The following is a 21,143-nucleotide window of genomic DNA, read 5'->3' on the forward strand; positions in this document are numbered from 1 at the left end:
ACGGCACTAATTCTGTTGAAAAAGAAACCTATGAAGAGCTTTTAGGACATTTATTAGAATTAGCAGAAATAAAAATAAATGACTTGCCTCAATTTCCTACATTTGATTTATAATTTATATTTAAAATTGGATATTTTTACTATAAAATGACAACTTTATGGCGAAACTTTTTTTCTCTTAAAGAAGTTGTAACTTAGGAAGTTCGTTAGCAAATCTTTTTGGGTAATAAAAAATCTATAGTTTTCCCACCGATTTAAAGGATTGTTTTACTATTGACATTTTATAAAAATTAATTATATTTATTCTTAAAGGAGAGGTGTCCGAGTGGCCGAAGGAGCACGACTGGAAATCGTGTGTGCGGTGAAAAGCCGCACCGTGGGTTCGAATCCCACCCTCTCCGTAAATTTTTATTTATTAAATGGAAGCCTTTGCTAAAAGAGTAACCTTATTACCACCTTATCTCTTTAAAAAATTAGACGATTTAAAAAGGAAATATAAAGAAGGTTTGATCGATTTTGGTGAGGGAAATCCTGACCTGCCACCTTCTAAAAATATTATTAAGGCTTTTAAGAATGCCTTAAATAAATTGGAAAATCATCGGTACCCAAAATACCGAGGTGAATTGGAATTAAGAGAGGCAATTTGTGAATGGTATGATAAAAGGTTTGGTGTAAAATTAGACCCCGAGACAGAGGTTGCGGTTCTTATCGGTAGTAAAGAAGGAATTGCTCATTTTATTTGGGGAGTATGCGATAAAGATGATGTTTATGTTACTACGGACCCAATTTTTCCTCCTTATCATAATAATCCCTTATTAGTTGGGGCAAAAATTTTTACTTTGCCACTAAAAGAAGAGAATAATTTTTTACCCGATTTGGACGACCTTAAAAAGATAAGAAAGATAAAGTTGTTAGCCATTAATTTCCCTAATAATCCAACAACCGCCTTTGCTAATTTGGATTTTTATAAAGATTTGGTTGCCCTTGCCCAAAAATACGGATTTTTTATCTCTAATGATAATGCCTATTCGGAAATCTATTTTGAAGAAAAACCACCAAGTATTTTGCAAGTAAAAGGAGCAAAGGAATTTTGTTGTGAGTTCCATTCTTTCTCTAAGAGTTTTAACCTCTCTGGCTGGCGACTCGGTTTTATTTGTGGTAATAAGAATTTGATAAACGCAATGATGAGAATAAAAGAGAATGTTGATACTGGTCCTTTTAAGGCAATCCAAGAAGCCGGGATTTATGCTTTAAGATATGAATATAATTTTCCAGAAAAGTTAAGAAAGATTTATTTAAAAAGACAAAATTTGTTATTACCGGCTTTATTGGAGTATGGCTTTGAAATTAGAAAGCCAAAGGCAACTTTTTATTTGTGGGCAAAAATACCAAAGAAGGAAAAATCTTCATTAAGATTTGCCTTAAAACTTCTAAAAGAGAAAAGAATTTTAGCAGCACCAGGTAGCGGCTTCGGTAAGTATGGTGAAGGTTATTTAAGATTTTCTTTGACGGTTAATGAGAAATTGATAAAGGAGGCAATTTCCCGTTTAAAATGAAGATTATTGTCCAGAAATTTGGCGGTTCTTCTTTAGCAAATCTATCAAGGATAAGGAAGGTTGCTAAGATTATAAAGAATACCTTAGAAGAAGGTTATCTGCCCTGCGTGGTTGTTTCAGCAATGGGTGATACTACCGATGATTTATTAAGTTTGGCAAAAAGATTAAATCCTTTGCCACCCGAAAGGGAATTGGCAATGCTTCTTTCTTGCGGTGAAAGGATATCAGCATCTCTTTTAGCAATAACTTTACATAGAATGGGAATAAAGGCAGTTTCTTTTACTGGTTCGCAAATTGGAATAATTACTGATAATAATTTTACTTCTGCTCGGATTAGAATGGTAAACGGTGAACGACTCAAGAAGGTATTAAAAGAAAAAAAGGTACCAATTGTGATGGGTTTTCAGGGTGTCTCTTTTGATAAAGAGATAACCCTATTAGGAAGAGGTGGCTCTGATATCACTGCCGTGGCATTGGCAATTGCTTTAAATGCCCAAAAATGTGAGATATATAGCGATGTTTGTGGTGTCTATACTGAAGACCCTTATCAATTTAGCAAGGTAAAGTTAATAAGAAAATTAACTTATGATGAAATGTTTGAAATGAGTAATTTTGGTGCCGAGGTTTTACATCCTCGGGCTTGTGCCCTCGCACAAAAATATAATTTGGAACTAATTTTAAAATCTTCCTTTGATAAAAAAGGAGAGACAATGATTACTAAAGATTTGGAATTTGAGGAGATAAAAGTAAAAGGGATAACCCACCAGAAAGATTTGGTTTTGTTTAGTTTAATAAATATTCCCAAAAAACCAAAATGTCTACACCAGGTAATTAGTTATTTGGCAGAAAACAAGATAAAGCCAATTTTCTTTTCCCACGGTTTGCCCGATAATCAAGCCTTTGATTTGCTTTTTATTGTCAAAGAGGAAGAGAAACTAAATTGTGAGAAGTTATTAAAGAAAATTGCCAAGGAGATTGGCTGGAAAAAGATTTTGAAAAAGGAGAAGATGGCTTCTTTTTCATTAGTGGGAAATGAGATTGGGCAGAGTAGCGAGATTTTAGAAAACCTGTTTGCCACCTTGACAAAAAATCATATTCATATCGATGGTTTTTCTCTGACACCTAATCGGATAACTTGTTTTCTTCCCGAAAAAAATTTAAGGAAGGTAATTAAAATTTTATTAAAAACTTTTCAATTGGTAGATGAATAATTTTTATCCTTTACAGTTGAAAAAGGATTTTGAGGAAATGAGTAATTCCTTTAAGGCAAATGGTTTTAAAAAAATAATTGAAGCTATTCTTTTTGTTAGTAGTGAGCCCGTTAGTATTAAAAGATTGAAAGCCTTTTTTTCTTTGAGTGAAAAGGAGATAGAGGAGATAATCGCTTTACTTAATGATGAGTATGAAAGAAGTGAAAGGACTTTTCGTATTCAAAGGGTAGCGAAAGGATACCAACTTTTTACTCTGCCCGAATATAGTGATTATCTAACCAAATTTTATCAAGAAAAGAAAAAGAAACCTTTATCACCTGCCGCTTTAGAGGTTTTAGCCATTATTGCTTATCACCAACCAATCACTAAACAAGAGATTGAAAAAATAAGAGGGGTTGATTCAACCCATATCTTAAATATTCTTTTAGGAAAGAAACTTATCAAAATTGAAGGTCGAGCCAAGAAACCCGGTGCCCCCTTTTTGTATGTTTTGACCAATGAATTTCTTAAATATTTTGGACTTAACTCCTTTGAAGATTTGCCTAAAAGAGAAGAGATTGAAAATTTTCTTGCTCTTCACGAAGGATATGGGAGAGATAAGAACTCCCCAGAAAGTTAAAGTAGTGATTGGTTATATTACTTCTGATGTCAAGCTTATTGAGGAGGTTAATAGAATCTTATTTCCCCTGCTGGGCGAAGAGGATTTTAAAAGTGAGATTATTGATTTTAATTTTACTGATTATTACCAAGAAGAAATGGGCAAGGATTTAAAAAGGCAATGGGTTTCTTACAAAAATTTAGTTATGCCCGATTTTTTACCCGATTTGAAAATCAAGACAAATGAAATTGAAGATAAATTTAAAGAGAACGAAAAAAGAAGGATAAATATTGACCCAGGTATCTTGACATTAAATAATTTTATTTTAGCCACCACCAAAAATTATGCCCATCGCATTTATTTAAGAGATGGGATTTATGCCGAAGTTACTTTGATCTACCAACACAAAAAGTTTCATAATTTAAATTGGACCTATCCCGATTACCAACAAGATTTTTTTCACAATTTTCTTTTAAAAGTAAGAAAGATTTATATTGAAGATTTGAAAAAAATTTGTTATAGTAAAGAAGGAAATGAAAACGAGATTTATTAAAGAAGAATTAACTTTTACCGGCGAACAACTCCGTTCTCTTTTTGCTTATGATACTTATAATATCTTAGGTGATTCTATTGTTGCCTTTATTGGTGCTTGTGATATCTCTCTTAAAGAAGCAGTGGATTTAGAGAGTCAAAAAGTGCGACGATATTCTTATGTTCCAAAAATGCTCCATTTTCTTGCTGAGCACTTTGAAGTAGATGTAGAAAAGGCAATATTAAGAAGTTATCTTCTTTTAGATATTGTCAAAGATACTCTAAACGAAAAATTAAATGCCAACCAAATAAAAAGAGTGGGCAACGAACTTTACGATGGTGAGAATCGGGTAGCGATATCAATGGCTACCTCTTCGCCGGTCTCTTCTTTGGTTTATGTGGGTATTCACATTACTCCTCCGACAGAAATTCCTGCCAAAGGTTTAGAAGATTATCAGATTGATGTTACGGAATTTGGCAACCTTGTTTTAGAAAGGTATGCTAAAGATTCCGAACGGATAAACCAGATGCGCTGTCGGACACGCTGGGTAGAATAAAAAGTGAAAATCCTTCGCCGGTATTTTATTGCGGGATTAGTTCTTGTTATTCCTTTAGGTTTAACAATTTTTATTTTTTGGTTTTTAGTTACCAAATTAGGTAGTTTTTTGGCTCCTCTTTTTAAAATCTTACCCTTCTTAAAAGAATTACCACAAGAAATATTAACAATTTTAGGTTTTTTTGTTTTTCTCTTTTTGATTTTGCTGGTTGGTGCTTTAACCAGTGGTTTTTTAGGTAAGTGGCTTTTTGGTTTATTAGAAGATTTGATTTTAAAAGTTCCTTTAGTAAGAGAAATTTATAATTCTGCTCGGCAACTAACTAACGCGGTGTTTATTGATCGGAAATCCCTTAAAAAAGTAGTTGCCGTCGAGTATCCGCGCAAAGGGATTTTTGCTCTTGGTTTTATTATGAATGAAGAAAAAATATTTTCCGAAGATAAAAAGAAAGAGTTTTGTTTGATATATTTACCTACCACTCCTAATCCAACTTCTGGTTGGCTAATTTTGGTGCCTCAAGAGGAGGTTTATGAGTTAAATTTATCAATAGATGAAGGATTAAAATTGATCGTTTCTGGCGGAATTGTCCTGAATAAAGAAACCTTAGAAAAATTAAAAATTTAGAAGTTCGTGTTTTTCTTTAATCTTTTTTGCCCAATCTTTTAATAAAAGAAAATCTTCTTTTTTAGGATATCCCTTTATAAGTACCGGTGGCAATAATTCCGCATTCAAATTAGTTGTTAGGTTTTTGATAATCTCCAAGGTTCTGCCACCCCAGCCATAAGAACCAAAAATTCCAAGATACTTTGCTTTTGGCTTTAGAATATTTAAAAGATAGATAGCAAAAAGGGCAGTTGGATGGGGACCAGTTAACACTGTTGGTGTACCAATTAGTATAGTAGTGGCATCAACCGAAGCAATGGCTAATTCACCGATGTCGGTCTTTGTTAAATTAAAAGGAATTACTTTAATTCCTAAATTTATTAATTCACTAATTAAAAATTCAGCCATTATCCTTGTACTATTATGCATTGAGACATAGGCTAAAATAACCTCATTTTTCCCTTTGTCGTTAACCCAATCTTCATAAGCATTAATAATAAAGGTGGGTTCCAAATAGATTGGTCCGTGACTGGGAGCAATTATTCTAATTTCTAAATCTCTTATTTTGTTTAAATGGTTCTTTATTTGATTTCGAAAAGGCATCATAATTTCGGCATAATATCTTTTAGCAGCAAAGTAAACCTTTTCTTTATCCTGAACAAATAAATCACTGGTCGCTAAATGAGAGCCAAATAAATCACAAGTAAAAAGAATTTTTTCCTCTATAAGATAGGCAACCATTGTTTCTGGCCAATGAACCCAAGGAGTGAAAATAAATTGTAAAGTTTTATTGCCTAAAGAGATTTTTTCATTATCTTCCACCGTAATAAATTTTCCTTCAGGTATTAACAATAAATCCATTAAAAACTCTTTACCCTTTTTATTAGTAATAAGTTTTGCTTCCGGATAGAGTTCTAATATTCGTGGGATTGCTCCCGAATGGTCTTGTTCAGCATGTAAAGAAATTAAATAATCAATTTTTAGATTAAGTGATTTTAAATTTTCCACTAGTTCTTTTTCTTTTGTCGGATCAACAGTGTCAATTAAAACAGTTTTTTCGCTTCCTTTGATTAAATAAGCATTATAACTTGTGCCATCGGGTAAGGGAATTAATTCGTCAAATAATCTTCTATCCCAATCGATAGCACCTACTGCCCAAATATCTTTTGTTATTTCTCTTACCACTTCACCTCCTACTCTTCAATTGGTTCAAAGTAACTTTTATCAGCACCACAAATTGGACAAATCCAATCATCGGGCAACTCTTCGAAAGGCGTATCAGGAGGAATATTTCTTTCTTTATCACCTAATTTTGGGTCATAAATGTAACCACAAAGAGTACAGCGATATCTTTTCATTTTTTCCTCCTTGATTTTTTTAAAAATATTATTATAATTTATTATTATAATTTATTTTAAGTAAATTTCAACCACGGGGCTCAAGCCTCTCATATAATGCCTCCTTTCAATCTATCCAAAATAGAGCCCTCCTAAAATATAAGAGCCCCGTGGTTTTTTATTTATATTAAATATAAAATTGACTTATCTCATTTTTTAGATATAATTTTCCTATGAGAAGAGAAATTATTTTAATAATTGGTTTTTGTGTTTTGTCTTTTGCGTTAGGTTTTATCGTTTCTCCCCTGAAAGGAAAAGAAAAAACCTCTCTGTATGTCCAAAATGTTTCTCAACCAGTTTTAGAAGGAAAACCAAACTTACCAACAAATAACATTTCTTTTGTTGAAGTTGCGGAAAAGATTATTCCGACAGTAGTAAATATTTCTGCTGAAAAATCAATAAAAATTAGAACACCGGGTTTTGAATTTTTCTCACCCTTTGAAGATTTTTTTAGAGAATTTTTTAAAGATTTCCCTTTACCAAAAGAATTTAGTGAGAAAATAAGAACCTTAGGAAGTGGTGTGATAATTTCGGAAGACGGTTATGTAATTACTAATAATCATGTAATTGAAGGATATGATAAAGTAATTATTACTCTTTCTGACGGAACAAAATTTAAAGAAAAAGAAGTAAAAATTATTGGTCGCGATTCAAAAACTGATATTGCTCTGTTGAAGATTGAAACAAAAAAGAAACTTCCCTATGCCCCCTTAGGTAATTCTGATGAAGTGAGAATTGGTGAATGGGTGATGGCAGTGGGTAATCCTTTTGGTTTATCGGGTACGGTTACCGTTGGAGTTATATCGGCTAAACATCGAACCGGTATTGATCTTTATGGCGGACCAACTTACCAAGATTTCATCCAAACCGATGCCGCAATAAATCCAGGAAATTCCGGTGGTCCCTTAGTAAATTTGAAAGGTGAAGTTATTGGTATCAATACGGCAATTAAAACCACTTCTGGTGGGAATATTGGAATCGGTTTTGCTATTCCAATTAACTTAGTGAAAAAAGTGAAAGATGATTTGTTAAAAAGAGGGAAAGTTGTCCGTGGTTATTTGGGGATTTATCTTCAAGAATTAACGGACGAGTTAAAAGAATCGATGGATTTACCCAAAGATTTGGAAGGAGTGGTTATAAGAGATATTATCCCTAATTCGCCTGCAAGTAGAGCCGATTTAAAATCGGGAGATGTGATTTTAAAATTTCAAGGCAATAAAGTAAAAAGTGTTGATGAATTGAGATTTATGGTTGCTGAAACTCCCCCTAATACTAAGGTAGAGCTAGAAATTTATCGCGATGGTCGAGTTCGGAAAGTGACTGTGGTTTTAGGAGAAATGCCTGAGGAAGTTTCCCAAGTTAAAAAGGAAGAAGTTTTAAGCATCGGGTTGCGAGTAAAAGAAACAAAAGAAGGTGTTGAAGTAGAAGAAGTGGAAGCAAATTCGCCAGCGGAAGAAGCTGGTATCCAGGTTGGTGATATTATTTTAGAAATTCAGAAAGAAAAAGTTAAAAATTTGGATGATTACTATCGTCTTTTGGAAAGATTTAAAGAACGGAAGTCAATTCTTTTTAAAATAAAAAGAGGAAATGAAATTTATCTCATTCCTCTTCGTCTCAAAGAATAATGGTCAAGGATCTTCCTTCTTATTATTTTTTCTTATCCCAACAGTATCCCGATCTTTCTCGCGAAGAAGAACGAGAACTGATTGAAAAGGCAAAAAAGAATAATTATCAAGCTTTTTCTAAACTTATTTTATCCCATCTTAAATTAGTAGTAAAAATTGCTCAAAAATATCGTTCAAAAAATTTATCTTTGGATGATCTAATTGGAGAAGGGATAACCGGTTTGATGGAAGCGATTCATAAGTTTGACGAAAAGAAGAATGCGCGTTTAGCCACTTATGCTGCCAAAAGAATTAAATACCGAATAAGAGAAGCGATATTTAACGAGGCTATTTTCCATTTTTCTCCTAAGATTCAGAAATTAGCGAAAAAGATAAAAAAAGAACCTCCCGAAATGCTTTTTCAACCTGAACAATTGGCAAAAAAGTTTAAGGTACCATTAAGTGAGGTTAAGCAAGCAATAAATTTTTTAAATTTAGCCCGCTTTAATTTAGAAGGAGAAGAAACTTCTGAAGAGAATCCTATTCTAGTTAACGAAACTCGAGAAACTCAATTTGAAAAGGTAAATATAAAAAAAATTGTTAATGAGTGTTTATCACAACTCACCGAGAGAGAACGTTTGGTTATTAAAAAGGTTTTTGGTTTGCCCCCTTATAAAGAACCCGAGAGTTTAACAAAGATTGGTAAGGATTTAGGACTTTCAAGGGAAAGGGTCCGACAGATTCGTAATGAGGCGCTTAAGAAATTGCGTCGATTTTTAAATAAAAGGCTTAATCTTATTTCTTTCTTTTTGTGATTTTTTTTCTACTATTTTTCTTCAATTCTCAATTAATACCCCTTTCTCCCCAGTTAAATATTTTAGGAGTTGATTTTGTAAATTTGGTATCCGATTCAGAGACAGATATTTATTTAAACCCTGCCAATCTTTTTTTCTGGAATAAAAAATTTTTCTTTTCTTTTTTTTCTTACCACGACTATCTTTCTTTGGATACCGGATTACCTGTTTCTTTCCAGAGTCTTTTAAGTATCAAAGGGAATAAAAAAGATTTTATTTTTAATATTTCTTATCACTATCTTTTGAGTTATAGGAAAACCAAAGAGAAAACGGTCTTTTTAGATTATCTTAATCTGCCCATTAGTTTTAATTATAATTTGGAGGAAATAAAAATTGGTTTAGGAGTTAGTTACCAAGAATTTTATTTAGAAAAGAGTACTATCCATCAAAATTTTATCGAAAAAAAAAGATATTTGCCCATTAAATTAGGTTTTTCAAAAGGAGAAGAAGAAAGGTTTGAATGGGTTACTCAATTTATTTCCTTTGAAAACAGTTTTTGTAATTACCAAATAAATTTGATTGCCAAAAAAGTAATTGGTGAGATTGACAAGCATATTTTTCTTTTGGACGTAGATTATCGAAAAGAAAATAACTTAAAAAGTTGGGAATTTTTAGGCGGTTATTGTTTATCTTCTTATTACAATTTTTATGGTTTTATTCTTAATAATTTTTTTGCTATGAAACCTTTATTATTTTTAAAAAAAGAAGTAACTATAAAAATAATTTTTCCTTATGGATTAATAGGTTCTTTTGGTAAAATAAAATTTCTCTTTGGTTTAAAAAATGGTTTAATTTGGGAGAAAGAAAATATTTGTTTTACTAATTATGAATATAATTTTGGTTTAAATTATCGATTTTCAAATAATTTCGAATTTTATTTTTTAAATCTTTTGGTAAATTCCTCGCGAAGGTGGTTTTTCGGATTTAAATTTTCTTTTTAATTTTTAAGAAACTTTTTCTTTTTGTTGGTATCTAAAAATATGGTTATGAGAGAAGAGATATTATTACTAATAAAAAAACTACATAAAAAAGAAGAAAAAGTTCCCTTTAAGAAACCTATTCTGCTAAATTTTTTAGAAATTGAAGAGATTGTTAAAGCTTTTCACTCTGAAAATCGTAATCTTCTTTGGGACGAAATTGTTTCGATTTTTGAAAAGATAAAAAATTTAAAAGAAAAAAATCAGAAAAATTCTTCTTGACTTTTCAAAAATTTTAACTATATTTATATATAAGATAAATTTTGCTCTTTGAAAATTTGGTAAAAGAAGCGGCGGCCTTCAAGATACTAAGGGCCCAAAATGGATGCCTCGGCAGTGGGTGGCGATGAAGGGCGTGGCAGGCTGCGATAAGCCCCGGGGAGGTGCGAGCAACCTGTGATCCGGGGATTCCCGAATGGGGCAACCTGGTAGGATTAAAATCCTACCATCCTTAGGGGCAACCCTAAGGAAGCGAACCCCCTGAAGTGAAACATCTCAGTAAGGGGAGGAAAAGAAAGAAAAATCGATTCCCCGAGTAGCGGCGAGCGAAAGGGGAAGAGCCCAAACCGACCTAGGTGTAAAAGGCGGCAGCCGTTGCCTAGGCGGGGTAGTGGGGCCTAACCGTGCCGGCTGCCGGGAGGCAAGGGAGTTACAAAACATCTTGGATAGCCGAATCGTCCTGGAAAGGCGAACCATAGAAGGTGATAGTCCTGTAGGCGAAATCCAAGATGTCTCCCTTGGTTAGGTTCCCAAGTACCACGGGACTCGTGGAATCCCGTGGGAATCTGGGAGGACCACCTCCTAAGGCTAAATACAACCCACTGACCGATAGTGCACTAGTACCGTGAGGGAAAGGTGAAAAGAACCCCGGGAGGGGAGTGAAACAGAACCTGAAATTTTGGGCCTACAATCAGCAGGAGCTTTGGGTTTCTTTCTTCTTTTGAAGTTAGAAATCCAAAGTGACTGCGTGCCTTTTGCATAATGAGCCGGCGAGTTAATGTCGGGAGCGAGGTTAAGTCCAGGGTTAAGAGCCTTGGACGGAGCCGTAGCGAAAGCGAGTCCGAACAGGGCGCTAAGTTCCCGGCATTAGACCCGAAACCCGGTGAGCTACCCATGGCCAGGGTGAAATCGGCGTAAAAGCCGATGGAGGCCCGAACCGGTGGGTGTTGCAATACCCTCGGATGAGCTGTGGGTAGGAGTGAAAGGCTAACCAAACCGGGTGATAGCTGGTTTTCCCCGAAATGCCTCTAGGGGCAGCCTCCGGAGTGTATAGCGGAGGTAGAGCACTGGATGGGTAACCCTGAACTATGTTCAGGGAAGCCCAACCAAACTCCGAATGCCGCTATATTTATCCGGGGAGAGAGGCGGTGGGGGATAAGCTCCATCGCCGAGAGGGGAATAACCCAGACTACCGGCTAAGGTCCCTAAGTGTTGGCTAAGTGGGAAAGGATGTTGAACCACTCAGACAGCTGGGAGGTTGGCTTAGAAGCAGCCATCCTTTAAAGAGTGCGTAACAGCTCACCAGCCGAGTGGTTCAGCGCCGAAAATTTATCGGGGCTTAAGCCAACCACCGAAGCCGTAGGTTTCCTTGGGTTTTTCCCAAGGAAGCGGTAGGGGAACGTTCCGCGGTAGGTTGAAGGCATAGCGCGAGCTATGCTGGACGAAGCGGAAGTGATTATGCCGGCACGAGTAGCGATAAACCGGGTGAGAATCCCGGTCGCCGGAAGCCCAAGGGTTTCTGGGGAAGGTTCGTCCGCCCAGAGTTAGCCGGGACCTAAGCCGAGGCCGAAAGGCGTAGGTGATGGAAAAGCCGTTAATATTCGGCTGCCACTTTAATGCCGTTATGAGCTATGGGGTGACGCAGGAGGAAAGGCCGAGCCGCCTGTTGGCTTAGGCGGTCTAAATTACGGTGATGGGGCATAGGCAAATCCGTGTCCATAAGTCACCGTAATGATGGGGAGCCTGTGATTTTTTCACAGGCGAACTCGGCCGGACCGAATGCCGAGAAAAGCCTCTATGCCAGGCATTAAAGTGCCCGTACCGGAAACCGACACAGGTGGGCGAGGAGAGTATCCACAGGCGCGCGGGATAACCCCCGTTAAGGAACTCGGCAATTTGACCCCGTAACTTCGGGAGAAGGGGTGCCCTTTGGGGTGTAAAAAGCCTTGAAGGGCCGCAGTGAAGTGGGCCTGCCGACTGTTTAACAAAAACACAGGGCTCTGCCAAGCCGTAAGGCGAAGTATAGGGCCTGACGCCTGCCCGGTGCCAGAAGGTTAAGGGAGGGGGTTAGCCGCAAGGCGAAGCTCCCGACCAAAGCCCTGGTAAACGGCGGCCGTAACTCTAACGGTCCTAAGGTAGCGAAATTCCTTGTCGGGTAAGTTCCGACCTGCATGAATGGCGTAACGAGTGGGCCAGTGTCTCGACGGGGGACCCGGCGAAACTGTAGTGGCGGTGAAGATGCCGCCTGCTCGCGATCGGACAAAAAGACCCCGTGAACCTTTACTGCAGCCTGATATTGGGTTTCGGCAAATCTTGTGTAGGATAGGTGGGAGGCTATGAAGCCCGGACGCCAGTTCGGGTGGAGCCGCCGGTGAAATACCACCCTGGATTTGTTGAAATCCTAACCCTGACTGGTGAATCCCAGCAGGGGACAGTGTCAGGTGGGCAGTTTGACTGGGGCGGTCGCCTCCTAAAAGGTAACGGAGGCGTCCAAAGGTCGGCTCAGCACGGACGGTAACCGTGTGGAGAGCATAAGGGTATAAGCCGGCCTGACTGCGAGACCGACAGGTCGAGCAGACGCGAAAGCGGGGCCTAGTGATCCGGTGGTCCTGTGTGGAAGGGCCATCGCCCAGCGGATAAAAGGTACTCCGGGGATAACAGGCTGATCGGGCCCGAGAGTCCCTATCGACGGCCCGGTTTGGCACCTCGATGTCGGCTCATCGCATCCTGGGGCTGAAGAAGGTCCCAAGGGTTGGTCTGTTCGCCCATTAAAGCGGTACGTGAGCTGGGTTCAGAGCGTCGTGAGACAGCTCGGACTCTATCCATCGCGAGCGCAGGAGACTTGAGGGAAGCTGTCCCTAGTACGAGAGGACCGGGACGGACGGACCTCTGGTGTACCAGCTGTGGCGCCAGCCGCATCGCTGGGTAGCCATGTCCGGAAGGGATAACCGCTGAAAGCATCTAAGCGGGAAGCCCATCCCAAGATAAGGTCTCCCTGAAGGCCCCAGGTAGACTACCTGGTTGATAGGCCCCAGGTGTAAGACCCGCAAGGGTTTTAGCCGAGGGGTACTAATAGGCCGTTTGGCTTGAAGGTCTCCGCTTCTTTTATCATTAAAATTTAAACTCTCGGTGACTATACCGGAGAGGAAACACCTCTTCCCATTCCGAACAGAGAAGTTAAGCTCTCCAGGGCCGATGGTACTGTGGTGGAAACGCCACGGGAGAGTAGGTCGTCACCGAGAGTTTTTTGTTTTTTAACCTTAAGGTTAAATTAAATAAAAAATTTTTTTAAGAATTATAAGTTTTTGAAAAATAATAAATTAAATAAAAAATTTTTTTAAAAAATCTCTTGACTTTTTTTTAATTTTTTGTTATAATTATATTTGGAGAGACCACAATATGTGGTTAAATAAACCAAAAATGGAGGTGAATTATGTTAAACAAAAAGGGCTTTACATTAATTGAATTATTAGTGGTAATTTTAATTATCGGTATCCTATTAGCACTTATTATCCCCAACTTCGCACTTTTCCAAGAAAGAGCAAGAAGAACAAGCGTCAAAAACAATATGCACGTAATTCAAACTGCCTTAGAGGCATGGGCATCTGACCATATGGGCCAATATCCAACCGAAGATGTAGTGGGTGATGTTCTTGACCCAGAGGGTCCTTTAGCTTATTATTTTCCTGGCGGTGACCCATTGATCGAAGATAAATTTGGTAATTTCCCATCCAACCCCTATACCGGTACTGTTTATAATGGAGGAGATTATGAAGATCTTTTTTATGGTGGAGATTTTCTATTTGAGGAACCTGGTTTGAACGCTGTGACTTGGGGAGGTTCTGAAGTAGCAGAGTGTCCTTATCTTGAATGGGCAGATGCAGTAGAGGTTTCAGGAGCAATCGCTGTAGGTGTTTATTATGATCCCGCAACTGAGATTGCTCAAGAGTATGGAATTGCTGGTTGGGGTAGACTTAATGAAGTAGGTGAAAATTATCCGATGTACGATGTAGCACCGGGTGCGGAAGATCCCTTTGAACCAGAATATTGGAACTTCTTTGTGCTTCACAACTAATTACTAAATCTTATAATAAGGATGGCTTTGGGGGTGAGCCTTATCACCCCCATTTTTATTTTATTGACATTTATTAAATTTTTTTTATTATAGATAATATGTTTTTGTTTTTTTATCTTTTTAACTATTTAGCCAATATTGAAAGAAGTAAGGCAATTTTTTATAATCCCAGTGGTTTAGGAATAAATTCGGGTTACGAAATCTATTTTTCAAAAAAGTTAGATAAGGATACTATTTTAGATATAGGGTTTTCTTTAAATAATTTTGGTTTTGGTTTTGAAAAGAAGGGTGATTTAAATAATTATTATTTTGGGTTTGGTCTATCTATAGGTAAAAATATATTTTGGGGCTATCGGTATCAATATATCGAAAAATTAAAGGAATCGAATCATTTAGCAGGGTTTATTTTCCGTCCAACAAATTTTTTATCTTTTTCTTTTAGTTATAATTCAGAAAAAGATTTTAATTTTGGCATCGGTTTAAGACCGATTAATGAAAGGATAAATTTTTATTTTGACTATTATAAAAATCCCTATTATCTCTTGGGAACCGAGATAGAAATACTTGATGGGTTTTTGATAAAAGGAGAACTGGATAAAGATAAAAATATCAACTTGGGAATAAGTTTCTCTTTTCCTAAATTTAAAATCTCTTCAAAATACGGTAGAAAATCAAAAGAGATCGAATTGTTTTTGTCAAAAGAAAGATATCTGACGATTTTTAAAAGACCTAAAAAATTTATAGAGATAACTTTTTCTGGTAATTATGATGAGGATTATTATGAGCAATCTTTATTTTTTAAAAAACGAATACCAAGATTTTATCTTTTAATAAAAAACTTAGAAGAGATTTTGAAGAAAGAAGATGTTTATGGAATTTTTATTCGTCTGAAAGATTATTATTTATCTCCTGCTCAATATGAAGAATTAAGGGAAATCCTTTTAGAAATTAAAAATAAGGGTAAGAAGGTTATTTTTTATGCCGATTATTATAAAAGTTTGTTAGAGTACCAAATTGTTTCCCTTGGTGATTGTTTGATTTTAAATAAAGGCGGTGAAGTGGTTATTCCTGGTATTCTATTAAAGAAATATTATATAAAGAAATTGTTAGAAAAAATAGGTGGAGAGATGGAAGTTTTAGCGATTGGTAAATATAAATCAGCAAAAGAATTATTCACAAGAGAAAACATGTCAGAAGAAGATAAAGAACAACTTAATGAAATTCTTGATATGATTTATTCAAAAGTAAAAGAAAATATTAAGGAAACAAGAATAAGAGAAAGAGATTTGGATAGTTTGATAAATTATTATGGTTATTTTAATGAGAAGTTGGCAAAGGAGTTTGGATTAATCGATACGGTTTTATATCCGAAAGATGTTGATGAATTTTTAAAGAAATATACCAAAGTTAAAAAGATAAAAATAGAAAAATATTTGGGTGAGAAAGAAATAGGAAGAAGTTGGTTAAAGAGAAAAAAGAAAATTGCTTTGGTAATTGCGGAAGGAACGATTGTTGATGGAAAAAGTGGTTATGACCCAAGACCATTAATTGGTGGAAAATATATTGGCTCAGAAACAATGGAGGAGATATTTAAGAAATTAGAAAAGGATAAGTCAATTAAAGCGGTTATTTTCCGAATAAATTCTGGTGGTGGTTCAGCAAGTGCTTCAGAAATAATTGCTAATGCCGTTAAAAAATGTAATGAGAAAAAGCCGGTAATTGTTTCAATGGGAAATGTTGCTGCTTCCGGTGGCTATTATATCGCTTGTTTGGCAAGAAGAATCCTTGCTGATAATTCAACTATTACTGGTTCAATTGGTATTTTCAGCATTAAATTTGTTGCTAAAAAATTATATGAAGATAAATTAGGGATTACTTTTGATTATTTAAAGAGAGGAGAAATGGCTGATGCCCAAACAGAATTGCGTGGTTATACTGAAAGGGAAAGAGAAATTTTTATGAAACAATTGGAATGGTGGTATGATAAATTTATCACGCGCGTAAGTGAAGGAAGAAAATTAAATAAAGAATATATTGATTCTATCGGTCAAGGTAGGGTTTGGAGTGGATATAAAGCAAAAGAATTGGGATTGGTTGATGAGATTGGTCCGTTGAGAAAAGCAATTGAGATAGCCAAAGAAGAAGCCAAAATTAAAAAAGGAGAAGAGATAGAAATATTTTTATATCCGAAGGAAGAGAGAAGATTTCTCTTTTCTTTTCCAAAGGTTAATATTTTTGCTTTATTAAAGGAAAGAATTCTTTATTTGCTGCCGGAAAATATTGTAATTGAATAGCCGATTTCTTTTTCTTTTGTCTTTCATATTTTTAAGAGCTCTCTATTCCCAAGAAGATACAAGTGAGGTAGTTTTTTATGGTGGCAAAAGAATCTTTTACTATCCTGATAAAGAATTGGTTATTTTGCTTGATTCTTCTTTTGTGAGATATTCAATATACGAAGTGAAAGCCTGTTCTATCAGTTATGATTTGAATAATCAGATATTACATGCCTATAAAAAAAATTATGAGGTGATTTTTTCTGCTGAAAAAGATACAATTATTGGTGAAGAATTACATTTTAATATTAATAATAAAAAGGGAATGATGAAAAAGGCAAGAACAAAGATTGGCGATGGTTTTTTTTATGCCGATGAGATTTGGTTGATAAAGGAAAAGGTATTACATGCGATTAATTGTAGTTATACAACCTGTGAATATAACCCATCCCATTATCATTTTTTTGCCAAGAAAGTTAAAATTTTAGTTGAGGATATGGTGATTGTTGAGCCGATTAGTTTACACTTCTTTTCTTTAAAGCCACCTTTTGTTGCTGCTCCTTTTTGGTTTTTTCCCATTGGTGAGAAAAGGAAATCGGGTCTTTTACCTTTTCGGGCAGGAAGGTCAAAAGAAGAGGGTTTCTATTTTAAAAGAGTTGCTTATTATTTAGTTATTAATGAACACGCTGATTTAACTTTTTATTTAGACTTGATGCAGAAAAAGGGAATAATGCCAAAAATTGAAGGAATTTATGATTATTCTCCTCTTGCCAAAGGTCAATTTATCGGTTCTTTTATTAGCGAATCAAGAACTAAAAGGAGACGATATTCTCTTAATCTTCAGCACACATCAAAATTTCTTTTTAAAAGTGAGTTATCATCAAAAATTGATTATCAAAGTGATGCCAAATTTATCCAGGAGTATGCCGAAGATAAAATAGAATGGTTAAGAAGTGAAATATATTCGGTAGCAAATATCAAGAGAACTTATAGAAATTTTGGTCAAGCAAATCTTTATTTAGAAAATAAAAAAGATTTTATAAATAATATAAATCAATTTCTTTTGCCCAGTTTTTCTTTCTCTTTAGTCTCCCGACCACTAATAAGAAACTTCACCAATTTTTCTCCTTCTTTTAGATTGGAAAATTATTATGCTATTTTTAAAGATACCATAAAAAATTATGAAGAGAGACTTCAGGGAAATTTGGGGATATTTTTAACTCCCAATTTCTTAAGAAATCTTCGTTTTGGTAATTTCTCTTATAAAAAGGGGAAAAAAGTTATTAAAGGTGAAGTAAAAGAGGAATATTCTAAGTTATCCACCGACGCCAATTTTGGACTTTCCCAATTATTCTTGAATACTTTATATATTTCTGAAAATTTTGGTTATTCTCAAGAATGGAATTTCTATAAGGATTCAATGAAAACTATTGTCCGCTATCCAATTTCTCTAAATTCTGGAATTACTCTTTATCGGATATATTTTTTAAATTTGTTCTCTTTAAAAGGGTTTTTACATACTTTAAGTCCAAATATTAATTTAAATTATGAACCAGCAACAAAAAGAAATCTGCCCAATTTTAAAGAAAAGCCCAAATCATTATTTTTAGAGTTTAATATTCTTAACAATTTCAATATCAAATATCTAAGAAAAAATGAAGAAAAAAAAAGAAATTTTCTTATCCTCACTATTAAGTGTAATTATTCTTTTTTAGAAAGAGAATTTTCACCAATTAATATGAATGGAGAAATAAAGGTTTTTGAAGAGGAGAATATCAAATTTAATTCTAGTTTTTATTTAAGCTATAATTTCAAAGAAAAAATTTTTGAGCCAAGTTTGACAAATAATTTGGAATGGAAAGATGAGATTTTTAAGGTTTGTACCTTAAATATAAAATTGAGTCATATTATTTCCAAAACTTCTCATATGATTCAAAATTCTGGGTATCTAAATTTTTCTAAAATTAAATTTAACTTCTCTTTTGGTTATAATGGAAAAGAGAAAAAAATTACGGATTATTCAATCTCTATTTGGAGAGATCTTCATTGCTGGGAAGGAATTTTTAACTTTTCTAAATTCGGTACCCTTTGGCGTTACGATTTTAAACTGCGGATTAAGAAAATACCGGAAGTTTCTATTGGCAAAGATATTTTTGGGTTCCTTTTAAAATGACGTTTTTATCTAATTGGTAACTTGCTAATGGTTATTTAATTGATTAAGGTATCATTACCAAATATAAGATAGTAGCTCAAAGTAATTATTAGAAAATCATTAAAAATTTTATTCCATTAGTTTACATCCAATAGACTGGTACCTGATTATTACTCAAAATAAGTTAATAAGAATAGGAAGAACTTTCAGATAGAATACATAAATAAAAAATGAAAATAGAGAATTTTTTTAGTTCTTAATGGTTATCATAGTTTATAATCTTTTTCGAGATTAAAGTCTATACTATCTCCTATACAGTTCCCTTCCCAATAGAAGGTAAAATCCCCTTGTCTTATTAATTTAGGTTTTAGAAAAATATGGGAAAGGGCTAATTTATTTAGTCAATTAATTAAAGGAAATATACTTCGCTAAGCACCTCCTTTCTAAGTCTTTTTCTTAATAATCTTCTATTAAACAAATATTCTAACCCTCTCAGTCTTTCTAAAAGGTAATATCTATAGGTTAAGTTAGAATAATTGCCAAAAAAAGATGGAAAGTATTTCCTAACCTTTTTTCTAAGTTGTTTATAAGATTGATAGATATCTTTTACCATAATTATTTCCTTTTATATATTCTCTATATATAAGACGAAAAAATAGCCCAAAAGGTTACCACTTTTTTTATTATGCCGGCAGACTATATTTTATACTGAAATTCTTTCTATTTGACTTTTAGAAAAAATGAATTATAATCTATTGGTTTTAATTAATAAAAGGAGGAAAAATATGATAAATATATTGTTGGTAATTTTAATTAGTTTATCTTCTAATAATTTATCATTTACACCTTCCTTTGGGGGCGGTGGTCCGGATGCTTATGGTTATCGCTGGTTAGATAGTGATACAACTTGTCCTGGTGCTCCCACTTTTAATTGGATTTCAATAAATGGTATTGGAACAAGGATAACTGGTTTGGCAGACGATAATGTAGTGGGTCCTTTTCCTATTGGTTTTGATTTTCCCTATTATTGGTATCGGGTGAATCGTTTTTATTTGGGTTCCAATGGTTATATTGCCTTTGATGATAATTTCCTTTCTGCCCATCCTTTCCAAAATGTTCCTAATCCAAATAGACCAAATAATATTGTTGCTCCTTTGATGTGCGATTTAGACCCAGGAAGAGGTGGTTCAGTATGGTATTGGACAAATAATCGAGATACCTGTATAATTGAATTTGATTCAGTTCCTTTCTGGAATACAGGGGGTATGAATTCTTTCCAGATTATTCTTTCTAAAAATGATAGTATTATAAGATTCCAGTATTTAATCCAAGTTGGTCAACCTTACGGTGGTTGGCAATCAACCGGTTCTAGTACAATTGGAATTGAGAATGTTGTGGGGCAGGTAGGTCTCTCTTATATGCATGCTGGTTTGCCCGACTATAATCTACCCCATGCTAATTTAGCAATTATCTTTTTCCCACCAGAGTCAACAAATTATATTGTCAATGATATGGCTTGCTGGTATGTAATGAATGAGCAATCAGAAGGAATATTTATCTATCAAGGTGATACTGTTCTTTTAAAGGGAGCGGTTAAAAACACTGGTAATCGTCCAGCAAACAACTTTAAAGTATATTGTTGGGTGAGAAGTATGCCAGCCGGAACAATTGTTTTAGCCGATACCTTGACAATTGAAACAATGAATCCTGGTGAAATTAGAGAGGTTGCTTTTAATCGGCGCTGGGTTCCTACATCTACTGGTCAATTTGCTATTGATATTAAAACTGGTTTAACTGGCGATATGGTTCCCAATAATGACCAAATTAGATTAGAGGCAAGGGTCGTTTCTTATCCTGGTGAATTAAGATATGAAGATTTAGCATCTCCTCACGGAATGTGGGCTTGGAACGGACCAGGTGGCTACGGTGCCCATTTTGTTCCGCCGAGATATCCGTGTCGGATTACCCAAGCAAGAATTTATGCTTCGGCCACTTCTGCCACACCAATCAGTGTATTGATTTTAAAAGATAATGGACCCAATAATTCACCTGGTGAAACATTATATATTACTCAAACAACAATTTCTACTCAACAATGGTATAATATAAATATTTCGCCAGCAGTAGTAATAAATGAAGGTGGTTTCTTTATTGGTGGAATTTCTAATGTTGCCAATCAACCATCCTTTGGTATGGATACTGCAAATACTCCTTCCCGTCGAACCTGGGAGTACACAACTGGTTGGGCAAAATATCGGACAGCGGATAAGCACGATGTGATGATTAGAGCAGTGGTGGAAATGGTACCAGGTGTGGAAGAAGAAATTACTATTATGCCGGTTAGAAAATCAGAAAGGAGCATAATGAAATTAAGCGAATTAAAAGAATTAAAGGGTTTCGAAATTTTTAATGCTCATGGTCAGAAGGTTTTAAAAGCGGAAAAAGTAGGAATTTACTTTGTCAAAGAAAGGACGGATTATAAAAAGATAGTTATTCTCCATTAATAAAAAGGAAAAGGGGAGGTGGCAGATTCTTGTCAT

General features: G+C 35.1%; 16 protein-coding genes, 1 tRNA gene and 2 rRNA genes. 17 read left to right on the forward strand and 2 right to left on the reverse strand.

From position 1 onward, the window contains the following. Nucleotides 1–310 precede the first annotated feature (310 nt). The 7 genes from ABIK75_01810 (at nucleotide 311) to ABIK75_01840 (ending at nucleotide 5,073) form a co-directional block, all read left to right on the forward strand. Nucleotides 311–400, forward strand: a tRNA-Ser gene (locus ABIK75_01810). A gap of 18 nt (nucleotides 401–418) precedes the next feature. Further along, complete coding sequence (locus tag ABIK75_01815; GenBank protein MEO0089833.1) at nucleotides 419–1,555, forward strand: aminotransferase class I/II-fold pyridoxal phosphate-dependent enzyme; 1,137 nt, start codon at nucleotides 419–421, stop codon at nucleotides 1,553–1,555. Next, nucleotides 1,552–2,766 (forward strand): aspartate kinase, encoded by a 1,215-nt coding sequence (locus tag ABIK75_01820; protein ID MEO0089834.1) that lies wholly within the window; start codon nucleotides 1,552–1,554, stop codon nucleotides 2,764–2,766. The genes ABIK75_01815 and ABIK75_01820 overlap by 4 nt, the downstream gene beginning before the upstream one ends. Further along, complete coding sequence (gene scpB / locus ABIK75_01825; GenBank protein ID MEO0089835.1) at nucleotides 2,759–3,385, forward strand: SMC-Scp complex subunit ScpB; 627 nt, start codon at nucleotides 2,759–2,761, stop codon at nucleotides 3,383–3,385. The genes ABIK75_01820 and scpB overlap by 8 nt, the downstream gene beginning before the upstream one ends. Then, nucleotides 3,354–3,917 carry a DUF4416 family protein gene (locus tag ABIK75_01830; protein MEO0089836.1) on the forward strand — a complete coding sequence of 188 codons (564 nt, stop codon included), beginning with the start codon at nucleotides 3,354–3,356 and terminating at the stop codon, nucleotides 3,915–3,917. Before scpB ends, ABIK75_01830 begins: the two co-directional genes overlap by 32 nt. Then, nucleotides 3,898–4,452 carry a DUF366 family protein gene (locus ABIK75_01835; GenBank protein MEO0089837.1) on the forward strand — a complete coding sequence of 185 codons (555 nt, stop codon included), beginning with the start codon at nucleotides 3,898–3,900 and terminating at the stop codon, nucleotides 4,450–4,452. The genes ABIK75_01830 and ABIK75_01835 overlap by 20 nt, the downstream gene beginning before the upstream one ends. Nucleotides 4,453–4,455: 3 nt before the next feature. Then, nucleotides 4,456–5,073, forward strand: a complete 618-nt coding sequence (locus ABIK75_01840; GenBank protein ID MEO0089838.1) for a DUF502 domain-containing protein — start codon at nucleotides 4,456–4,458, stop codon at nucleotides 5,071–5,073. On the opposite strand, the gene ABIK75_01845 is transcribed toward ABIK75_01840, so the two are convergent. Together ABIK75_01845 and rd are read right to left on the reverse strand one after the other, a co-directional pair. Beyond that, nucleotides 5,062–6,237: an FprA family A-type flavoprotein gene (locus ABIK75_01845; protein MEO0089839.1), complete on the reverse strand. Its 1,176-nt coding sequence runs from the start codon at nucleotides 6,235–6,237 to the stop codon at nucleotides 5,062–5,064. The genes ABIK75_01840 and ABIK75_01845 overlap by 12 nt on opposite strands. Before the next feature lie 8 nt (nucleotides 6,238–6,245). Next, nucleotides 6,246–6,410, reverse strand: a complete 165-nt coding sequence (rd, locus tag ABIK75_01850) for a rubredoxin (GenBank protein MEO0089840.1) — start codon at nucleotides 6,408–6,410, stop codon at nucleotides 6,246–6,248. Between the two features lie 212 nt (nucleotides 6,411–6,622). Here rd and ABIK75_01855 point away from each other — a divergent pair, with 212 nt between their 5' ends. The 10 genes from ABIK75_01855 (at nucleotide 6,623) to ABIK75_01900 (ending at nucleotide 21,107) form a co-directional block, all read left to right on the forward strand. Beyond that, nucleotides 6,623–8,074 (forward strand): DegQ family serine endoprotease, encoded by a 1,452-nt coding sequence (locus ABIK75_01855; GenBank protein MEO0089841.1) that lies wholly within the window; start codon nucleotides 6,623–6,625, stop codon nucleotides 8,072–8,074. After that, nucleotides 8,074–8,868, forward strand: a complete 795-nt coding sequence (locus ABIK75_01860; GenBank protein ID MEO0089842.1) for a sigma-70 family RNA polymerase sigma factor — start codon at nucleotides 8,074–8,076, stop codon at nucleotides 8,866–8,868. Before ABIK75_01855 ends, ABIK75_01860 begins: the two co-directional genes overlap by 1 nt. After that, a complete protein-coding gene (locus tag ABIK75_01865) occupies nucleotides 8,865–9,848 on the forward strand; it encodes a hypothetical protein (protein ID MEO0089843.1) in 984 nt (327 codons plus the stop codon). Before ABIK75_01860 ends, ABIK75_01865 begins: the two co-directional genes overlap by 4 nt. A 45-nt stretch (nucleotides 9,849–9,893) precedes the next feature. Beyond that, nucleotides 9,894–10,106 carry a hypothetical protein gene (locus ABIK75_01870; protein MEO0089844.1) on the forward strand — a complete coding sequence of 71 codons (213 nt, stop codon included), beginning with the start codon at nucleotides 9,894–9,896 and terminating at the stop codon, nucleotides 10,104–10,106. A gap of 76 nt (nucleotides 10,107–10,182) precedes the next feature. Next, nucleotides 10,183–13,197 (forward strand): 23S ribosomal RNA (locus ABIK75_01875). 31 nt (nucleotides 13,198–13,228) lie between these two features. Beyond that, a 5S ribosomal RNA gene (gene rrf / locus ABIK75_01880) occupies nucleotides 13,229–13,345 on the forward strand. 191 nt (nucleotides 13,346–13,536) lie between these two features. Beyond that, nucleotides 13,537–14,178, forward strand: coding sequence for a prepilin-type N-terminal cleavage/methylation domain-containing protein (locus tag ABIK75_01885; protein ID MEO0089845.1), 642 nt, complete (start codon nucleotides 13,537–13,539; stop codon nucleotides 14,176–14,178). 98 nt (nucleotides 14,179–14,276) lie between these two features. Then, nucleotides 14,277–16,472, forward strand: a complete 2,196-nt coding sequence (gene sppA, locus ABIK75_01890; protein MEO0089846.1) for a signal peptide peptidase SppA — start codon at nucleotides 14,277–14,279, stop codon at nucleotides 16,470–16,472. Nucleotides 16,473–16,488: 16 nt separating this feature from the next. Continuing rightward, the gene (locus ABIK75_01895; protein MEO0089847.1) at nucleotides 16,489–18,624 is read left to right on the forward strand and encodes a putative LPS assembly protein LptD; all 2,136 of its coding nucleotides are present in this window, start codon (nucleotides 16,489–16,491) and stop codon (nucleotides 18,622–18,624) included. Nucleotides 18,625–19,388: 764 nt separating this feature from the next. Further along, nucleotides 19,389–21,107: a hypothetical protein gene (locus tag ABIK75_01900; protein ID MEO0089848.1), complete on the forward strand. Its 1,719-nt coding sequence runs from the start codon at nucleotides 19,389–19,391 to the stop codon at nucleotides 21,105–21,107. The last annotated feature ends 36 nt before the right edge of the window (nucleotides 21,108–21,143 follow it).

The sequence above is a fragment of the candidate division WOR-3 bacterium genome (assembly GCA_039801725.1).
In the GTDB taxonomy this organism is placed as follows: domain Bacteria; phylum Hydrothermota; class Tepidihabitantia; order Tepidihabitantales; family DTDR01; genus DTDR01.

Coding starts and splice junctions, on each gene's coding strand:
- ABIK75_01820 (MEO0089834.1), top strand. CDS start 1,552: ATGAAGATTATTGTCCAGAAATTTGGCGGTTCTTCTTTAGCAAATCTA.
- ABIK75_01870 (MEO0089844.1), top strand. CDS start 9,894: ATGAGAGAAGAGATATTATTACTAATAAAAAAACTACATAAAAAAGAA.
- ABIK75_01885 (MEO0089845.1), top strand. CDS start 13,537: ATGTTAAACAAAAAGGGCTTTACATTAATTGAATTATTAGTGGTAATT.
- ABIK75_01855 (MEO0089841.1), top strand. CDS start 6,623: ATGAGAAGAGAAATTATTTTAATAATTGGTTTTTGTGTTTTGTCTTTT.
- ABIK75_01835 (MEO0089837.1), top strand. CDS start 3,898: ATGAAAACGAGATTTATTAAAGAAGAATTAACTTTTACCGGCGAACAA.
- ABIK75_01830 (MEO0089836.1), top strand. CDS start 3,354: ATGGGAGAGATAAGAACTCCCCAGAAAGTTAAAGTAGTGATTGGTTAT.
- ABIK75_01900 (MEO0089848.1), top strand. CDS start 19,389: ATGATAAATATATTGTTGGTAATTTTAATTAGTTTATCTTCTAATAAT.
- ABIK75_01815 (MEO0089833.1), top strand. CDS start 419: ATGGAAGCCTTTGCTAAAAGAGTAACCTTATTACCACCTTATCTCTTT.
- ABIK75_01860 (MEO0089842.1), top strand. CDS start 8,074: ATGGTCAAGGATCTTCCTTCTTATTATTTTTTCTTATCCCAACAGTAT.
- sppA (MEO0089846.1), top strand. CDS start 14,277: ATGTTTTTGTTTTTTTATCTTTTTAACTATTTAGCCAATATTGAAAGA.
- rd (MEO0089840.1), bottom strand. CDS start 6,410: ATGAAAAGATATCGCTGTACTCTTTGTGGTTACATTTATGACCCAAAA.
- scpB (MEO0089835.1), top strand. CDS start 2,759: ATGAATAATTTTTATCCTTTACAGTTGAAAAAGGATTTTGAGGAAATG.